This is a genomic window from Nonomuraea sp. NBC_00507 (assembly GCF_036013525.1).
In the GTDB taxonomy this organism is placed as follows: Bacteria; Actinomycetota; Actinomycetes; order Streptosporangiales; family Streptosporangiaceae; genus Nonomuraea.
Window position 1 is genome coordinate 4,356,708 of sequence record NZ_CP107853.1, and the last position, 16,555, is coordinate 4,373,262.

General features: G+C 70.6%; 15 protein-coding genes. 5 read left to right on the plus strand and 10 right to left on the minus strand.

The genetic code is table 11. From position 1 onward, the window contains the following. Positions 1-10: 10 nt before the first annotated feature. The 5 genes from OHA25_RS21630 to OHA25_RS21650 are packed head-to-tail and all read right to left on the minus strand — an operon-like array spanning position 11 to position 6,383. Positions 11-916 (minus strand): dihydrodipicolinate synthase family protein, encoded by a 906-nt coding sequence (locus OHA25_RS21630; RefSeq protein ID WP_327589309.1) that lies wholly within the window; start codon positions 914-916, stop codon positions 11-13. Then, positions 913-1,902 (minus strand): ABC transporter ATP-binding protein, encoded by a 990-nt coding sequence (locus tag OHA25_RS21635; RefSeq protein WP_327589310.1) that lies wholly within the window; start codon positions 1,900-1,902, stop codon positions 913-915. The genes OHA25_RS21630 and OHA25_RS21635 overlap by 4 nt, the downstream gene beginning before the upstream one ends. After that, complete coding sequence (locus OHA25_RS21640) at positions 1,895-3,826, minus strand: dipeptide/oligopeptide/nickel ABC transporter permease/ATP-binding protein (protein ID WP_327589311.1); 1,932 nt, start codon at positions 3,824-3,826, stop codon at positions 1,895-1,897. Before OHA25_RS21640 ends, OHA25_RS21635 begins: the two co-directional genes overlap by 8 nt. Further along, positions 3,823-4,782: an ABC transporter permease gene (locus tag OHA25_RS21645; RefSeq protein WP_327589312.1), complete on the minus strand. Its 960-nt coding sequence runs from the start codon at positions 4,780-4,782 to the stop codon at positions 3,823-3,825. Before OHA25_RS21645 ends, OHA25_RS21640 begins: the two co-directional genes overlap by 4 nt. Beyond that, positions 4,779-6,383 (minus strand): ABC transporter substrate-binding protein, encoded by a 1,605-nt coding sequence (locus OHA25_RS21650; protein ID WP_327589313.1) that lies wholly within the window; start codon positions 6,381-6,383, stop codon positions 4,779-4,781. Before OHA25_RS21650 ends, OHA25_RS21645 begins: the two co-directional genes overlap by 4 nt. A gap of 137 nt (positions 6,384-6,520) precedes the next feature. Between OHA25_RS21650 and OHA25_RS21655 the strand changes: the two genes are divergently transcribed. Then, positions 6,521-7,231: a FadR/GntR family transcriptional regulator gene (locus OHA25_RS21655; protein ID WP_305916549.1), complete on the plus strand. Its 711-nt coding sequence runs from the start codon at positions 6,521-6,523 to the stop codon at positions 7,229-7,231. Positions 7,232-7,237: 6 nt separating this feature from the next. Here OHA25_RS21655 and OHA25_RS21660 read toward each other — a convergent pair whose 3' ends face one another. Next, positions 7,238-7,819, minus strand: a complete 582-nt coding sequence (locus OHA25_RS21660) for an HD domain-containing protein (RefSeq protein WP_327589314.1) — start codon at positions 7,817-7,819, stop codon at positions 7,238-7,240. A 29-nt stretch (positions 7,820-7,848) separates the two neighbouring features. Between OHA25_RS21660 and OHA25_RS21665 the strand changes: the two genes are divergently transcribed. From OHA25_RS21665 to OHA25_RS21675, 3 genes are all read left to right on the plus strand, one after another. Next, a complete protein-coding gene (locus OHA25_RS21665; protein WP_327589315.1) occupies positions 7,849-8,706 on the plus strand; it encodes a DUF4429 domain-containing protein in 858 nt (285 codons plus the stop codon). Positions 8,707-8,952: 246 nt separating this feature from the next. Then, positions 8,953-9,471: a phospholipase gene (locus OHA25_RS21670; RefSeq protein ID WP_327589316.1), complete on the plus strand. Its 519-nt coding sequence runs from the start codon at positions 8,953-8,955 to the stop codon at positions 9,469-9,471. A 131-nt stretch (positions 9,472-9,602) separates the two neighbouring features. Then, positions 9,603-9,896, plus strand: coding sequence for a hypothetical protein (locus tag OHA25_RS21675; RefSeq protein ID WP_327589317.1), 294 nt, complete (start codon positions 9,603-9,605; stop codon positions 9,894-9,896). Here the strand turns inward: OHA25_RS21675 and OHA25_RS61455 are convergent. The 4 genes from OHA25_RS61455 to OHA25_RS21690 form a co-directional block, all read right to left on the minus strand. Continuing rightward, the gene (locus OHA25_RS61455) at positions 9,778-10,158 is read right to left on the minus strand and encodes a histidine kinase (protein ID WP_442942130.1); all 381 of its coding nucleotides are present in this window, start codon (positions 10,156-10,158) and stop codon (positions 9,778-9,780) included. The genes OHA25_RS21675 and OHA25_RS61455 overlap by 119 nt on opposite strands. 12 nt (positions 10,159-10,170) lie before the next feature. Next, entirely contained in the window at positions 10,171-10,296 is a 126-nt protein-coding gene (locus OHA25_RS21680; protein ID WP_327589318.1) for a hypothetical protein, read from the minus strand. 11 nt (positions 10,297-10,307) lie between these two features. Further along, positions 10,308-12,242, minus strand: coding sequence for a helicase-related protein (locus tag OHA25_RS21685; protein WP_327589319.1), 1,935 nt, complete (start codon positions 12,240-12,242; stop codon positions 10,308-10,310). Between the two features lie 94 nt (positions 12,243-12,336). Beyond that, positions 12,337-13,437 (minus strand): winged helix DNA-binding domain-containing protein, encoded by a 1,101-nt coding sequence (locus OHA25_RS21690; protein ID WP_327589320.1) that lies wholly within the window; start codon positions 13,435-13,437, stop codon positions 12,337-12,339. Positions 13,438-13,559: 122 nt separating this feature from the next. Here OHA25_RS21690 and OHA25_RS21695 point away from each other — a divergent pair, with 122 nt between their 5' ends. After that, positions 13,560-16,535, plus strand: a complete 2,976-nt coding sequence (locus OHA25_RS21695; protein WP_327589321.1) for a helix-turn-helix transcriptional regulator — start codon at positions 13,560-13,562, stop codon at positions 16,533-16,535. Positions 16,536-16,555 lie beyond the last annotated feature (20 nt).

Genomic DNA, 16,555 nt, shown 5'->3' on the forward strand with positions numbered 1-16,555 from the left:
GCCGCCTGCGCTAGAGCAGCCCGGCCCCGGCCAGGAGCTTGCCGATCTGACCGATCTCGTCGTCGTTGAGCGGGATCTGCGGGAGCGCGGTGATCGGGCAGTCGATGACACCGCGCAGGTGCAACGCGGCCTTGAACGCTCCGAGCCCCGACGAGCTGCCGCCCATGCGCGTGCCGCCGACCCGGACGATCTCGAACAGCCTGACCAGGCGCTCCTGCTCCGCCCTGGCCGCCTGCCAGTCGCCGCCCGAGGCGTGCCGGTAGAGCTCGACGTAGCCGTGCGGGTCCACGTTTCCGAGCCCGGGCACGACGCCGTCGGCTCCCATCCACAGTGCCGAGTCGACGGTCACTTCCGACCCGGTCAGCACGCTGAACGGCGCTTCCCGCCCCATGATGACCTGCCGCAGGCCGCCGTCGTCGCCGCTGGAGTCCTTGACCCCGGCCAGCACCCCCTCGGCGGCCAGCTCCAGCAGCAGCTCGGCGCTGAGCTTGGTGTGCACGGAGACCGGCAGGTCGTAGGCGTAGACGGGCAGGCCGCTGTGGGCGGCGATCGTACGGAAGTGGGTGCGGATCTCCTCCGGGTGGGTGCGCGTGTAGAACGGCGCGGTGGCCACCAGCCCGGACGCCCCGGCCTCGATCGCGACCCGCGCGTGGTCGAGCACCCGCGGGGTCGTCATGTCGATCACCCCGGCCAGCACCGGCACCTGCCCCGCCACGTGCCCGACCACGGTGTCCAGCACCACCCGCCGCTGCGCGTCCGTCAGGTACGCCACCTCCGACGACGAACCGAGCACGAACAGCGCATCCACCCCGCCCGCCAGAAGGTGGTCGACCAGCCGCGTGAGTGACGCGGCGTCCACCGAGTAGTCAGGGGTCATGGGGGTGCATACCGGGGGGATGACGCCGGTCAAACTCATACGCGCTCCTGGATCAGCTCTACATCGGTCGCTCCCGCCGCCACCGGATGGTGACAGTGGAAGAGGTGGTCGTCGTCGGTCACCGCGGCGGGCATCTCCACCGCGCACAGGTCGTCCGCCCGCCAGCACCGCGTGCGGAACGGGCACCCGCTCGGCGGCCGCGTCGCCGACGGCACGGTGCCCACCAGCGGGATCGGGTTGATGGGCGAGATCAGCCCGGGCGTCGCGGAGAACAGCGCCCGCGTGTACGGATGCCGCGCCCCCAGCGGGACGGCCTGCGCCGGTGCCTGCTCGACGATCCTGCCCAGATACATGGTGACCACGCGGTCGCTCATCCTGCGCACGGTCTGGATGTCGTGCGAGACGAACACCAGCGCCAGCCCGAGCCGCTCCTTCAGATCCAACAGCAGGTTGAGGATCTGCGCACGGACCGACACGTCGAGCGCGCTGGTGGGCTCGTCGGCGATGAGCAGGTCGGGTTCGAGCGCGAGCGCCCTGGCCACGGCCACCCGCTGGCGCTGCCCGCCGGACAGCTGCCCCGGTAGCGCGTCGGCGGCGCTCCTGGGCAGGCCGACGAGTTCGAGCAGCTCGCGGACGCGAGCGTCGCGCTCGGCAGGGGTGCCGCGTCCGTGCACGTTGAGCGGGTCGCGCAGCACCTGCCTGACCGGCAGGCGCCGGTTGAGTGCGGTGGACGGGTCCTGGAAGACCATCCCGACGCTGGAGCCGATCAGCGCCCGCCGCTCGGGCTCCTTCAAAGCCCACAGATCCTGGCCGCGGAAGACGACGGTGCCCGCGGTCGGCCGCTGCAGCCCCACCAGCACCTTGGCCAGCGTGGACTTGCCGCACCCCGACTCACCGACGACGCCGACGGTCTCGCCCGGGTTGACCGTGAGGTTCGCGGCGGTCAGCGCGTAGACGCGGTCGCGTGAGAACACCCCGCCCGAGCGGGCCTTGTGCACGACGTGCACGTCCGTCAGCTCAAGCACTCTGCTCACTCCTCACGAGGGCCACGGCCGGATGGTGGCAGGCCACCACGTGCGTGGCGTCTCCCTCCAGCACCGGAGTCTCGGTACGGCACACGTCCGTGGCCATCGGGCACCGGTCGGCGAAGCGGCAACCGGCCGGGAAATCGGCCGGGGACGGCACCACGCCGCGGATCTGCGTGAGCCGCTCGGCCCCCGACTCCAGCGACAGCACCGAGCCGAGCAGGCCACGGGCGTAGTGGTGGGCGGGCGCGCCGACCAGCGTGGCGGTGGCGCCGGCCTCGACGATCTGGCCGCCGTACATGACGACCACCCGGTCGGTAACGTCGGCGACCAGTGCGAGGTCGTGCGAGACGAGGATGAGGGCGAACCCGAGCTCCTCCCGCAGCCGCAGCAGCAGCTCGATGACCTGGGCCTGGACGGTCACGTCGAGGGCGGTGGTGGGTTCGTCGGCGACGATCAGCTTCGGGTCGCGCGACAGCGCCATGGCGATGAGCACCCGCTGGCGCTGCCCGCCCGACAACTCGTGCGGGTAGGACGACAGCGTGCGGCGGGCGTCGAGGCCGACGAGCTCCAGCAGCTCGGTGGGGCTGCGCCGGCCGCCGCGCCGGGTCACCTGCTTGAGCTGGGCCTTGATGGTCATGGCCGGGTTCAGCGAGGACAGCGCGTCCTGGTAGATCATCGCCATCTCGTGGCCGAGCAGGCGGCGGCGGGCCCGGCGCGGCAGCGCGAGCAGCTCCTTCTGGTCGAAGCGCACGTGGCCGCTGACGCGGGCGTCGCGCGGCTGCAGGCCCATGATGGTGAGCGCGGTCAGCGACTTGCCGCAGCCGGACTCGCCCACCAGGCCGAGCACCTCGCCCGGCCGCACTTCGAAGCCGATGCCGTCCACGATGTCCACCCCGTCGCCGAACCCGATGCGCAGCCGCTCGACCGCGAGGATCGGCGGGCCCTGCGGGAGCGGGCGGGCGCGTTCTGCCAGCCGCTGGGCGGCCTCGGCCAGGCCGGGCAGCTCGACGATCTCGCCGGAGCCGGGGCGGGCCTGCTCGAAGGCGTCATCCTTGCGGACGACGGCTTTGGTGGCGGCGGGCGCGGCCCAGGCGTCGGAGATGCCCTCGGACAGGATGTTCAGCGCCAGCACGGTGATGAGGATCAGCAGGCCGGGGAAGACGGTGGCCCACCAGCCGCCGAGCAGGACCAGATTCTTGCCGTCGGCGATGACGCTGCCCCAGGACGGGTTCGGCGGGCGTACGCCGGCGCCGATGAACGACAGCGACGCCTCGAACACGATCGCGTCGGCCACCATCACCGTGCAGAACACCAGCACCGGCGCCGCGCAGTTGATCGCGACGTGCCTGATGATGATGTGCGGGGTCCTGGCGCCGATGATGCGCTCGGCCGCCACGTAGTCCTCGCCGTACTGGGCCAGCACATTGGCCCGCACGACCCGGGCCACAGACGGCATGTAGAGGAAGGCCATGGCCATGACCAGCACCGGGATGCTGCCGCCGAACACGGCCACGAGCACCGCGGCCAGCGCTATGCCGGGGAAGGCCATGATCACGTCGAGCAGGCGCATGATGGTCTCGTCGATCGCGCGGCGCGAGGTGGCCGCGACCGAGCCGACGATCGCCCCGGCCGCCAGGGCGAGCCCGGTCGCGCCGAGGCCGATGAGCAGCGACCAGCGGGCCCCGTACAGGAGTCTGGACAGGATGTCGCGGTTGGCGCTGTCGAGGCCCATCCAGTGCTCGGCGGAGGGTCCGCCGCCGGCGGCTTCCTGGAAGTACGGAGAGTGCGGCGCGATCCAGGGTGCGAGCAGCGCGGCCAGCACGACGACGGCCATGATGCCGACCGCGACCCAGGACAAGGGCTTCAGCCGGCGGAACCGCATCCCGGGCCGGGCGAGGCGCTCCGTCAATCCACGTCTCATGCGGCGCTCCTGAGTCGAGGGTTGACCAGCAGATACAGAACATCGACGACGAGGTTGACGACCATGAAGCCGACCGCGATGGTCAGCACCACGCCCTGGACGACCGCAGGGTCGCCGTCGCGCACCGCGTTGATCATGAGCTGGCCCATGCCGGGCAGGCCGTAGATCGTCTCGATGACCACGGTGCCGCCGATCAGATAGCCGATGCGCAGGCCGAGCACGGTCAGCGGGGTGATGAGGGCGTTGCGCAGCACGTTGCGGCCGATCACGACGATCGGCGGCAGGCCGCTGCCCACGGCGGTGCGGACGTAGTCCCGGTCCAGCTCCTCCACCATCGACGTGCGGATGATGCGGGTGAGCTGGGCGGCGATCGGCAACGACAACGACAGCGCGGGCAGCGTCATCGACTGCAGCCAGCCGATGGTCGAGTCGGCCGGGTTGATGTAGCCGCCCGTCGGGAACAGGCCCTCGCCGACGGCCAGATATTGGATCATCAGCAGCGCCAGCCAGAACGGCGGCGCCGCCACCCCGACCAGCGACACCACCCGGATCACCTGGTCGGGCCAGCGGTCACGGAACAACGCCGCGGTCACGCCGAACACCAGCGACAGCACCACCGCCACGGCCAGTCCGAGGAAGGTGAGCTGCAACGTCAGCGGCAGCGCGGTCGTCACGGACTCCAGCACCGGCTTCTTGGTGAGCACGCTGGTGCCCATGTCGCCCGTCGCCAGGTCGGCCACGAAGCGCACGTAGCGGATCGGCAGCGGGTCGAGCAGGCCGTTCTCCAGCTGGAACTGGTGGATCTGCTCGGGGGTCGGGTTCGCGCCCTGGAAGTAGGCGTACTCCGGCTTGCTGTTGGAGAAACGCATCACGATGAACACGAACGCGATCACCCCGAGCAGCACGGGGATCAGGATGAGGAGCCGCCGCAGCAGCATCCGGGCGACGAGCGTCATGTCCTCTTGGCCTGCAGGAGGTTGATGCCGGGGTAGGGCTGGGCGCGGATGCCGGACAACTTCTTCGGGTCCCAGGCCGTCATCAGCTCGTTGTGCACGACCGGGTAGAGGATGGCCTGCTCAGCCACGAAGTCCAGATATTTGTGGATGAGCTCGGTCCTCTTGGCCTTGTCCGTTTCCTTGCTGGCCTCGTCCATCATCGCGAAGAGCTTCTTGGCGTCGTCGCTGCCGTCCCACTTGGCGTACTTCATCCACAGGCCGCCGGGCACGTAGTTGTAGTGCAGGATCAGGTCGGCGTCCATGCCGAACTGGTTGGGGTTCGAGGCCGCCGCGACCACCTGATAGTCCTGGAACTGGTCCATCTTGGTGAACAACGCGGCCGTGTCCTGCGGCTCCAGCGTGGTCTTGATGCCGATGGCCTCCCAGGAGGCGGCGATGGTCGGCAGGCAGTCGGCGATCCAGCTCACGTTGACGGCCATGAGGTTGATCGTCAGGTTGTCGACGCCGGCCTCCTTGAGCAGCGCCTTCGCCTTCTCCGGGTCGTAGTCGTAGACGACCGAGGCCCGCTTGTGGTCCGGGTGGCCCTCGTTGAGGAAGGAGCTGGAGACCGTGCCGTGGCCCTTGAGCGCCACGTCGATCATCTTCTGCTTGTCGATCGCGTAGTGCAGCGCCTGGCGGACGCGTACGTCGTCGAACGGCTTGGTGCCCGTGTTGAACATCAGGAACATGTGGTTCATGCCCTTGCCGCCCTCGACCGTCAGGCCTTGCTGCTTGAGCTGCTCGACGTTGGCGTACGGGATGTTGTCGGCGATCTGGGCCTCGGCCGAGCCGCCGGAGATCTTGGCGACGCGGGCCGCGGCGTCCACGATCGTCAGCCAGTTCATCTTCTTGACCGTGGCCGGGCGCGGGCCGTTGTAACCGTCGAACGCCTCGAACGAGGTGTTGGACTTGGGGTTGTGGGAGGTCTGCTTGTACGGTCCCGAGCCCATCGTCATGCCGCTCTTCGCCTTGTCCCACGCGCCCGCCTGACTGAAGACGTGCTTGGGCATGATCTTGGCGATGGTCAGCCTGGGCGCGGCGTCGGGGAAGGGGAACTTGAAGACGAGCTCGACGTTCTTGTCGTCGACCTTCTTCACCTCCTGGAGCCAGGACTTGAAGAAGTTGCCGGTCAGGACATTGTCGGGGCCCAGGATCCGCTCGAAGGTGAAGACCACGTCGTCGGCGGTGACCGGCTGCCCGTCGTGCCACTTGGCGCCGTCCCGCAGGGTGAACGTCCAGGTGGTGGCGTTGAGGTCGGACGGCACCGCGGTGGCCAGCGCCGGGTAGGGCTCGCGGGTGATCGGGTCGGTGTCGAGTAATCCCTCGTAAACATGGCTGATCCCGGCCATCGCGAACGCCGACGCCGTCTGCGTGGGGTCCCAGCTCTGGTCGTTGCCGTACCCGATGACGGCGGTGATCAGGTCTTTGTTGGATCCGGCGCCTACCGAGCCGGTCGAGGCCGGACCTCCGGAACAGGCGGAGAGGGTTGCCGCGATGAACGCCGCCGCACCCGTCGCCCCGCTGTAACGCAGGAAGTCACGGCGGCTGAACTCAGAGCTCACGGATGCCTCCTGGTGCCTAACGTAGAACGTGGGACATCCCATGTCCTATCTTGTGCGTAACGTGGACGCTAAATGCTGCACGCGCTTGAGGTCAACAGAAGATTTCAGGATTGTTACCTACGACGAAAGGATCCTTCATGGCCGCAGTTCCGCGTCCGACACGGCCCAGCCGTGCCGTCGAGGCCCAGGAGGGCGTCAAGGACCTGATCGTCCGGCGCGGTCTTGTGGCAGGGGATCCCTTGCCGACCGAGTCCGAGCTCATGGAGCAACTCCAGGTGAGCCGCAACTCGATCAGGGAGGCGCTCAAGGCGCTGCAGGCGGTCGGCATCGTCGAGATCCGCCACGGCTTCGGCATGTTCGTGGGCCGCATGTCGCTGGCCGGGCTGGTGGACGAGCTGGCCTTCCACAGCCGCATCACGCTGCAGAACGGCAAGAACCACCTCGCGCACCTCGTCGAGATCCGCGAGCTCCTGGAGCGCGGTCTCGTCCAGCGCCTCATCGACCTGGGCGCCGAGGCCGACCTGACGCCGGTGGCCGACGTCATCGCCCGGATGGACGCCGAGGCTGAGCAGGGCCTGGTCTCACCGGAGACCGACCGTCTCTTCCACGACCTGCTCTACCGGCCGCTCGGCAACCCGCTCGTGAGCCAGCTCCTGGGCGCGTTCTGGGATGTCTATTACCAGCTGCGCGACCACCTCGGCACGCCCGACGAGCCGCCGGGGGACGTGGCCAAGCGGCATCGCGACATCTACACGGCCGTGCTGGCGGGCGACGGGCCGGCCGCGGCCGCCGCCGTGACCGCCCACTTCGACGGCGTACGCAACCGGCTGGCCCGGCTCAGGGGCTGAAGGTCTTCAGGCGGGCCAGCGCTCCACCCGGCGCCAGTGCCGCCGCCACTCGCCGTACCACTGCGCGAACCAGGGGTGGGCGCCGGCCAGCGGCATGATGTACGCGACGGTCTCCAGGTAGTAGCGCCGCTGGAACCGCCACGACATGCGCTGCAGCTCCTGCACGTTGCTCGCCCGGTCGGCCAGCTTCACGAGCACGGCCTGCGGAGGCGCCTTGACGAGCGAGCCCAGGTAGTCGCCCTTGGCCGCGCCGCGCGGCTTGGTCACCCAGCGCACGAGCTCCGCCACCCGATCCCCGAACCGTCGCGCGATCTCCCGCTCCGTGCACGGCGTGTCCTCCAGCACGTCGTGCAGCACGATCGCGACCAGCACGTCCCGGTCGTCGATCCCGGCGCCGGCCACGGCCACCTCCAGCGCCTCCAGCAAATGCTCCACGTACAGCCGCCCGGTCGGCCGCTGCTGCACCCCGTGCCACCGCCCGGCGAACGCGACCGCCTCCCGCAACGCTTCCACCGTGGTCGCCGGGAGCGCCCGCGCGAGCGGGACCTCCGCGTGCTTCCAGGACGGCCAGCTCGTGAAGATCTCCATCCCGCTCCTTCCTGTCTTAGGGTGAGAATATGGCCGAGATCGCCGTCCCCGACGGCTCCTGGACGTTCAATGGCGAGATCCTTCGCGTCGTGCCGGGCAGCGACAAGGACGTCCACGATCTGCGCAAGACGCTGGGCGAGGTGGTGGTCCCGCGCGACGCGATCGCGGGGGTGGCGTTCGAGCCGGCACGCAAGGGCGGGCACCTGCGTTTACGGTTGCGTAAAGGCGCCGATCCGCTGTCGGACGTGGCGGCGGGCGCGCTGACGGCGCCGGCGGACCCGTACCGGCTGTCGATCCCGAAGACCCGCACGGGCGCGGCCGAATACTTCGCCGACGAGGTCCGCGACACGCTGGTCGTCTACCAGACCCCGGCCGCCCCCTGCGAGGACTACCTGCTGCCCGGGCCCGACGTGCCCATCTCCGCCACCGCCGGCGACGGCACGGCCATCTTCGACGGCGAGCGCGTGCGGCTGGAGTGGACCGGGTTCGCCAGCACGGAGAAGGAGAAGGCGGGGCCACAGGAGTACCCACTGTCGGATGTGTCCGGCGTGGAGTGGAAGCCCCAGTCCGGCATGGGCTACGGCACGCTGCGCTTCCGGATCAAGGGCGAGGGCCCGGCCCAGCAGCCGCAGAAGGACCTGCGGTGCGTGTCGTGGGGGATCCAGCGCTTCGGCGGCGCGACCGCCCTGGTGGCCGCGGCCGTGCTCGCCCGCATCCCGCGCGACGTCCCCGAGCTTCCGCCGCTTCCGCCGGGCGCCGACGACGTGCACGACGCGGTCCTGCGCCGCCTGGCCGAGCTGGGCGAGCTGCACCGCTCGGGCGTGCTGACGGACGAGGAGTTCGCCCTCGCCAAACAGGCCGTGATCCGCCGCCTGCAACAATCCTGATCGACGGCGATCGGCCGTTCGGGCCTGGGTCGCGTCGTGCCCGTCGAGGGCTGCTATCGCTGAGCCATGCACTATCCATACCATTGACTCTTTGTAAAGAGCGACCCTCGGTGAAGCCCGCCGAAAAATTGAGCACAATCTGCTTCTGCGTTTCCGCGATTTTCGCTTCATTGTGAGGACGTCAGGCGAACCTTGCCATGACACTCACCGGCTCCCCAGCAGCGAAGCAGGTTACTCATGGTCAGAATGGTCAGACGTTCCCTCGCCATGCTCACCGTCTCCCTGGGCACCGTACTCGGGTTCGCTTTACCCGCCCACGCGGTGACTCTGGAGCAGAAGCTCGCCGCCCTCTCCCAGTTCTCCCAGCCCACCTCCACCAGCGCCGCCGCCTGGCGGTCCGCCTGGCAGAACCAGGCGGCCTGGGCCGACTACGCCTTCGACTGGTCGACCGACCTGTGCTCAAGCAGCCCCGACCAACCGCTCGGCTACGATTTCCGCATGCCGTGCCGGCGGCACGATTTCGGATACCGCAATTACAAGGTGGTCAACCAATTCCCGGCGAACAAGGCACGAATTGACGACGCGTTCTACTTCGATATGAAGCAAGTGTGCGCCCGCTACTCGGGACTGTCCAAGTCAACCTGTGACGGGATCGCCTGGACGTACTACCAGGCGGTCAAGCAGTTCGGCAATCTCACCGTGACCGACGCGCAGATCCAAGAGGTCAAGCGGCAGACCGAGTTGCAGGCCGCTCAGAACGCCTGAACCAGGCCGGGCGGGAAGGGCTCAGCCGTCGCCGAGAGGGCTCGCCCCGACGATCTCGTCAGCACAACACGGCAGGCCCAAACCCCTGGAGTCGTCCCCGCGAGCTGAGATGCGTGACTACAGTGCTGGCCTTGCTCGACGGCTTCCGCTGGCAAGGCTCGCGCGTGATCGGCGATCGCGCGCAGACCTTGCCGGCGGTGCTCGCGCTGCACGGACGGGCAGGGGCCGGCAACCAGCGTCTGGTCGAGGAGCTGTGGTGCGACGAACCGCTGGCCAACCCCACGAAGGCGCTGCAGGTGGTGGCTTCTACGCCCTGTCCGGCGAGCAACTCGACGGCCTCAAGCCCCTGGCGGCGTCTTCGTCGCTCCCGTCCGAGTGCCTGCCCTGTCGATGCCCGCGTGCCGGTCGAGGGCTACTACGGCTGAGCCTTGACCCGCCCTGAGCAGGTAGCCCCGCCAGGGGCCGCTCTTCCGGCGGCGACAGCGCGCGATAACCGGCCATCGTATCCCGCACGTCGTCGAGCGCCTGCCTGGACAACGCCTCCACCTGCTCGATCTCGCGGCGTGTCCGGTCGGGGACCGCGGCGATGAGGCGGTCGGCGAGCTGGCTCTTCAACGTCATGACCGACAGCCGGTGGCCAAGGACGTCGTGCCGGTCGGCGAAACGCAGCCGCTCGTGCTCCACCACTGGCCGCTCGGACTAGGCATGGGCCTGTTCGAGGCGGCTGAAGGTGTCGAGCGCGACCGCGTACATGGCCGCGAGCATGCCCCGCCGCCCGAACGCGAGAGCCGCGGCACTGATCAGGTAGAGCAGCGCCGCGAACACCCACAGCTCACTTACGAAGAGTTGGAGTAGTTCCCAAAGCAGGGATCGCAGTGGTCGAACCATGGCGCGCAGAGATTGCCGCATGACCAGCAGCGCCCGAAGTTCGACAGGGGCCGTTTTCCCGACAGCAGCACGTTGATGCGCTCAGCGGCTTCGCGTTCGGCCGCTGCGGCGTCGGCCGCGGTGATGCCGCCGAGCGGACCGAGGACTCGGACGGCAGTGCGCAGATCGCGGGCGATGCGGGCCTGTCGCTCAGCGGCTTCGAGGTCCTCGCAGCCACGGCCCAGAGCCTCGAGCGGGACGCCGCAGAGGACTGCGCGGACGATCGGCACGAAGGCCGGTGAATCAGTCTCGACTGGCAGGCGCATGAGCCGCCAGACCTCGCGCCCTCTGCCGCCCCAGCGGGAGGTCACGATTGAACGGATGATCTTCCAGCGCTCGATCAACCTGTCGACCGGCACTGGGCGCAGCGGTGGGGTGCGAGCGAGCGCAACCCAGCCCGCCAGCGCGTGCGGAAGCTCTGCGGGGGTGGGGTCGCCGAGTTCGGCCCAGGAGGGCGCCAGAAGAGCATGCGGTACGGCCAGACCGGTTCCGATGGCGCCGTTGGCCGCCTTGACCGCGCGGCCGATCAGCGCGGAGTCGGCGGCCAGGCCGGGAAGCTCGCTGCGGTAGAGGCCCGCCCAGCCTTGGTCGGTCAGGCCACGGCGGCCCGCCCGGCCAGCGATCTGGGCCGCCTCCCACAGCAGCAGCGATCTGCGGCGGTGCCCGTCGAATTTCGACGTCTCGGCGAATGCCACCGCGTTCAGCGGCAGATTCACTCCGTGTCCGACCACGTCCGTGGTGACGATCACTTCGACCGATCCACCGGCCAACCGGGCGATCTGGGCGCGGCGCGCGTGCGGAGGCAGCGCGCCGTAAAGAACCGTGGCACTCCGGCCCGCCTCGGTGAGCTCACCATGCAGGGCCAGCACGGTCTTGCGGCCGAAGGCGACCACGGCCGAGCCGGCCGGAAGTGTCGCCGCGGTCCACGGCCCGCCGGACAGCAGCGGAGCGGAGCGCGTGTGCCGTACGACTGCTACCTCGCCGAGCAGGTGTCGCAACAGCGGCTCTACCTCCGGCGCGGCGACGACATGAATAATCCGGTAAGCGCCCGAGTACAGCAATTTGGTCCAGGCCGGGCCCCGGTCTGGGTCGGCCAGCCAGTGGGCCTCGTCGATAACGGCGAATTCGGCTTCGACAGGGGCGGCCTCAGCTGTGCAGCACAGCACGGGCGCGTCGGGATCGATCACCTCTTCACCAGTGATCAGGCCGACCCGGCCGAGTTTCGCCCGGAGCCGTTCATAGACCTCTGTTGCCAGCATTCGAAGAGGAGCGACGTAAACACCCGAGCCGTGCTCGGCCAGTAGCTCGATGGCCTCGTGCGTCTTGCCGGAGTTGGTCGGGCCGAGGTGGAGGAACGCCTTTTCTGGCGGTTCCTGCCGGATGACGATGCGGACACGGGCACGGGCGGCCGCGTCCCGTGCCCGCGCCGCCCTTCGGCGCCGCTGGGCCGCGAGGCGCTCACTGGCCGCATCGGCCGCTCCACGCAGGGACTCGACGTCCTCGGCCCGCCAATAGCGGACGGTGATTCGCTTGCCGTACTTGTGGATCTCTTTCTCCGCGACCGACGTCAGCCCGTGTGCGGAGGCCAGTCTGGTGAATCTGCCCGGCGTGATGCCGAGCGACTCAGCCGCCTCGGTGGCGTTGAGGCGGCGCTCAGCCGCGAGCCTCTCCCGGAAGGAGGCCGGATCAGCCAGCGCCTCGATGATCGGCTCGAGGGCGAACTGGCTGCCGGTTTTGGTCAACAGGCCGACGTCGACGGCGAGTTCGATCTCCCAGACGGTCAGTCCAAGCAGTGTGCGGGTCTTCTCCCGGCCAAGTGGCCGATCAAGGAGGGTGCATGACACACAGTGACCTTACGACTACCCACTGACAATTTTTTGGGCCTGCTGTGGCTGGTCCCTGATCGTCGGCCATGCGCCGGCCCGCCGTGCCCAGGCGTCAGGACTTGGAGGGGCTGTCGCGGACCGCGACCTCGTGCTTGTCGCCCGGTGCGAGGAACTCCAGCAGCCGCAGCCCCTCCTGCTCGACCTCGTCCAGCACGGAGATCGGCGCCCACTGGTGGATGGTGAGCGTCGAGACGCCCTTGGCGCGGGCGACCGTCCAGTCCCCGGCCGTGCAGCCGTCCACCAGGATCGTCCGGGGCATCACGTTGGTGCCCATGAAGCCCTGCAGCGCCGCCATCCCCGCCTCCGTGATGACCCTGGACCGGTCGGCGTAGGACAGGAACAGGTTGTCGAAGTCGTACATCAGGCGCACCGGGGCGGACACGTCCTCGCCGGGCCGCGGGGCGTCCGGCAGGTCGTACAGGGTGCGGCCCGCCTCGTCCCTGAACCGCACCAGGTCCATGGACTCCACCACCTCGCTCAGCCGGGTCAGCCCGGACCATGTCTGCACGTCCATCACCGACGCGGGCCCGAACGCCGCGAGGTAACGCCGCACCAGCTCGGCCGGCGTCATCGGCGGCGCCTCGAAGCCCAGCCAGGACTCCGCGCTCGTGTGCGCGACCGGCCCGCTCCTGCCCCACACGCCGCGCGGCGGCACCTGCACCAGCGGCACCAGCCACCGCACCCCCTGGCCCAGCGCGTGCGGGTCGTTGTCCGGCCACCGCTCCGCCAGCGCCTGCCCGAGCTCGGCGAACGTCATGGGCTGTGCCTCCAGCAGCGCCCGCCCGGTGGCCGCCAGCTCGTCGAGATCCACTCCCGCCAGGCGTTTGCCGAACGTTGTCCGGGTCCCGCGCTCGGTGACCACCTGCAGCAGCGGGCGCATGGCCAGGCAGTCGCGAGCGCTGACGAGGTGGATGGTGGAGCGCTGCAGCGCGATGCGTACGAGGTCGCGCGACAGCAGCAGGTCGGCGGCGTCGGCCGGTTTGAAGCCGGCGATGCGGTTCCACAGGCCCGTGTACCAGGTGTGCGGGGTCTGCGCCTGCAGCCCGCCGAGATGCTCGACGACGTCCACGACGCCCCGGGTGGTGCGGCGCAGCAGGAGCTGACGGTCGAGGGTGGCCCGGTTGAGCGCCCTGGGGGTGATGAGGGGATCCATGGGTCAACGGTAGGGGCTATTGCGGCCGATCCCGGGCCGCAATAGCCGACTCGGGTTACCAGGACACTGGACGGTCGCCGGACCAAGGCCCACGATGTATTGGTCTCCAGGGGGGTGAGTCCATGGCAGTACGCGCCCTTCGCACAGGACCCGAGCGTTCCGGCGACGAGCAGTTCGTCGGCCGCTGCCGGGAACTGGCGGTGCTCCATGCCCAGCTCGGCCGGGTCTGCGAGGGGCGGTCGAGCCTGGTGGTGGTGGAGGGGCCGGCGGGCATCGGCAAGACAGCGCTGGCCGGGGAGTTCTTGTCGGCGATCGAGAACGCGATCGTGCTGGACGTGAGCGGGGAAGAGGGGGAGGCCGAGCTGCCGTACGGCGTGCTGGGCCAGCTCGGGGCACAGACCCGGCCGCTGCCCGAGGTGCTGGGCCGCCTGTCGGGTCCCGGTGCCCACCCCCTGTCCTCAGTGCCGGGTTCCGGGGGGCGGTCGTCGCCCGAGGCGTCCGATCCTGGGGCGCTCGCGCCGCCCGACCCGCTGGTGGTCGGGGCCGCGCTGCTGGAGCTGCTCGGCCGGCTGCAGCGCACCTCCCCGGTCGTCCTCGCGATCGACGGCGCCGGGTGGGCGGACCTGCCGTCGCTGCAGGCGTTGACGTTCACGCTGCGGCGGCTGCGTAGCGACCGGGTGCTCGCCCTCCTGATCGTCAGGGAGAGCGACGATCCCCGCCTGCCTGACGGGCTGCGGCGGCTGCTGCGCAGCAGCGCCGCGCTCCGGCTGCCGCTCAGCGGGCTGAGCGCGCGCGAACTGCAGGCACTCAGCGCGAGGCTCGGCCCGGTACGGCTGACGCCGCAGGCGGCCGAGCGGCTGCACGAGCACACCAAGGGCGTCCCCCTGCACGCCCGCGCGCTGCTCCAGCAGGTACGCCCCGAGACCCTGGCCGATGTGGACGCCCCGCTGCCCGCTCCGCGCGCCTACACCGCCCTGGTGCTCGATCGGCTCGGGCAGTGCGGGAACGCGGCGCAGCGGCTGCTGACCGCGGCCGCCGTGCTCGGCACGTCCGCACCGCTGCACCTCGCGGCCCGCATGGCAGAGCTGGCCGAGCCGCTGCCCGCACTGGAGCAGGCCACGGGCGCGGAGCTGCTCGTCGAGTGGCGCACCGGGGCCGGGGTCTCGCTCGGCTTCCCGAATCCCCTGGTCAGAGCCGCCATCTACCACGACCTCGGACCGGCCACGCGGCGCCGGCTGCACCTGCTGGCCGCCGATCTCGTCGATGACGTCGTCCACCGGCTGCACCACCGGCTCGCGGCCGCCGACCAGGTGGACGATGAGCTGGTGCGGGAGGTCGCGAGGATCGGCCGGCGGCAGGCGGCGGCAGGGCGGTGGTCCAGCGCGTGCGGGTGCCTGACGCGGGCGGTGCAGCTCACGGGAGAGGGGGCGGCGCGGGACCGGCTCATCGCGGAGGCCGTCGAGGCGCTGCTCGCCGCCGGGCGGCCCGGGGACGCGGGCGCGTTGGCCGCCCAGGTGGCGCCCGCAGCCGATCCCGCGGCACGGGACTACGTGCTGGGATCGGTGGCGCTGGTGGCCGGGCGGCTGGAGGAGGCGGGACGGCAACTGGACAGCGCCTGGTCCCACGCTACCCACGACCCTCGGCTGGCCTCCGGCATCGCCGGCCGCCTGGCCATGGCGTCCCTGATCCGCGGCGACGGCCCGGCCGCCGTCTTATGGGCCCTCCACGCCTCGCCCGCCGCCCCACCTCCAGCGGCCCGGCTACCACGACCCGCGGGCCCGTCCCACGCGCCCCCTGCACGGTTCCCGGATGGTGATGAGTCGCGGCCGTCGCCTGGTGCGCGGCCGTCGCCTGGTGCGCGGACTTCGGCAGATGTGCCCCTGGTGGGTGGCGGGCAGTTGGTGTGGTTCGCGCGGCTGGCGGGGCTTGGGCTGGCGGGGCGGATAGAGGAAGGGCTGACGTTGAGCGGGGACGTGCCCAGGGCCGGGCAGGCGGCGGGCGGCGAGCCGGCGAACTCCGACGCGCTGCTCGGCAGGGGCATGTTGCGGATGTGGGCCGACGACCTGGCCGGCGCGCACAACGACCTGCTGGGCGTGCTCACCGTCGGCGCCGGCGGGTCGGCGCCGTTCCAGCTGCTGGTGGCGACCGCGCTGGCCCAGGCCGAGTACCGGCTCGGCCGCTGGGACGAGGCGGCCGCGCACGCCGAGATCGGCGCGTCCGCCGCTGACGACTTCGGCCAGGTGTGGCTGGCGAGCTACGCCCACGCGGTGGCCGCCCTGGTGCCTGCCGCCCGCGGCGAGTGGGAGCGGGCGCTCGGCCACGTCCGCGCCGCCCGCGCCGCGTGCTGCCCGGACAACATCCTGGCCCAGGTCAGCACGGCCGGCGCCGACGCGCTGACGGCCACCGCCAGGGGCGACCACGAGGCGACCGTGACCGCGCTCATGCCGCTGACCAGGATCGACCTGCCGGACGAGCCCACAGTGGTCCTCTGGCGCACGCTCCTCGCCGACGCCCTGGTCAACGCCGGGCGGCTGGAGGAGGCCGAGGCCGTCCTGGTGCCGTGCGAGCTGCCGGCCCTGGTCAGGGAGCGCCGCAGTGTCCTGGCCGCGGCCGCCCGCGCCAGGGCCGGGCTGCTGGCGGCCAGGCACGAGCCGGCCGAGGCGGAGGCCGTCTTCCAGGGCGCGCTCGAGCACTCCGCCAAGATCGACATGCCGTTCGAGGAGGCCAGGATCCAGCTCGCGTACGGCACGTTCCTGCGCCGCCGAGGGCGCCGGGCGGCCGCCGCCGAGCAGCTGGAAGCGGCCCAGCTCACGTTGTCCAGGCTGGGGGCGCTGCCGTACCTGGAGCAGTGTGACCTGGAGCTGGCGGCGAGCGGGCGGGCGGTGCTGCGCCCGCAGGACACCGCCGGCCTGGGACTGACACCGCAGGAGCACACGGTGGCGGTGCTGATCAGCAAGGGGCTGACCAACCGGCAGGCGGCGCGCAAGCTGGTGCTGAGCGTCAAGACGGTCGAATACCACCTGAGCCACATCTACACCAAACTCGGCATCACGTCGAGGACGGGGCTCATCGGGAGGTTGAGCGATCTAAGGGAGTGAGTCGCCGCCCGACAGGAGCT

Bases quoted from the DNA above. Each gene is read 5' to 3' on its own strand.
- OHA25_RS21670 (WP_327589316.1), top strand. From the start codon at position 8,953: ATGGTCAGACGTTCCCTCGCCATGCTCACCGTCTCCCTGGGCACCGTA.
- OHA25_RS21640 (WP_327589311.1), bottom strand. From the start codon at position 3,826: ATGAGACGTGGATTGACGGAGCGCCTCGCCCGGCCCGGGATGCGGTTC.
- OHA25_RS21645 (WP_327589312.1), bottom strand. From the start codon at position 4,782: ATGACGCTCGTCGCCCGGATGCTGCTGCGGCGGCTCCTCATCCTGATC.
- OHA25_RS21660 (WP_327589314.1), bottom strand. From the start codon at position 7,819: ATGGAGATCTTCACGAGCTGGCCGTCCTGGAAGCACGCGGAGGTCCCG.
- OHA25_RS21630 (WP_327589309.1), bottom strand. From the start codon at position 916: ATGAGTTTGACCGGCGTCATCCCCCCGGTATGCACCCCCATGACCCCT.
- OHA25_RS21665 (WP_327589315.1), top strand. From the start codon at position 7,849: ATGGCCGAGATCGCCGTCCCCGACGGCTCCTGGACGTTCAATGGCGAG.
- OHA25_RS21690 (WP_327589320.1), bottom strand. From the start codon at position 13,437: ATGGATCCCCTCATCACCCCCAGGGCGCTCAACCGGGCCACCCTCGAC.
- OHA25_RS21695 (WP_327589321.1), top strand. From the start codon at position 13,560: ATGGCAGTACGCGCCCTTCGCACAGGACCCGAGCGTTCCGGCGACGAG.
- OHA25_RS21655 (WP_305916549.1), top strand. From the start codon at position 6,521: ATGGCCGCAGTTCCGCGTCCGACACGGCCCAGCCGTGCCGTCGAGGCC.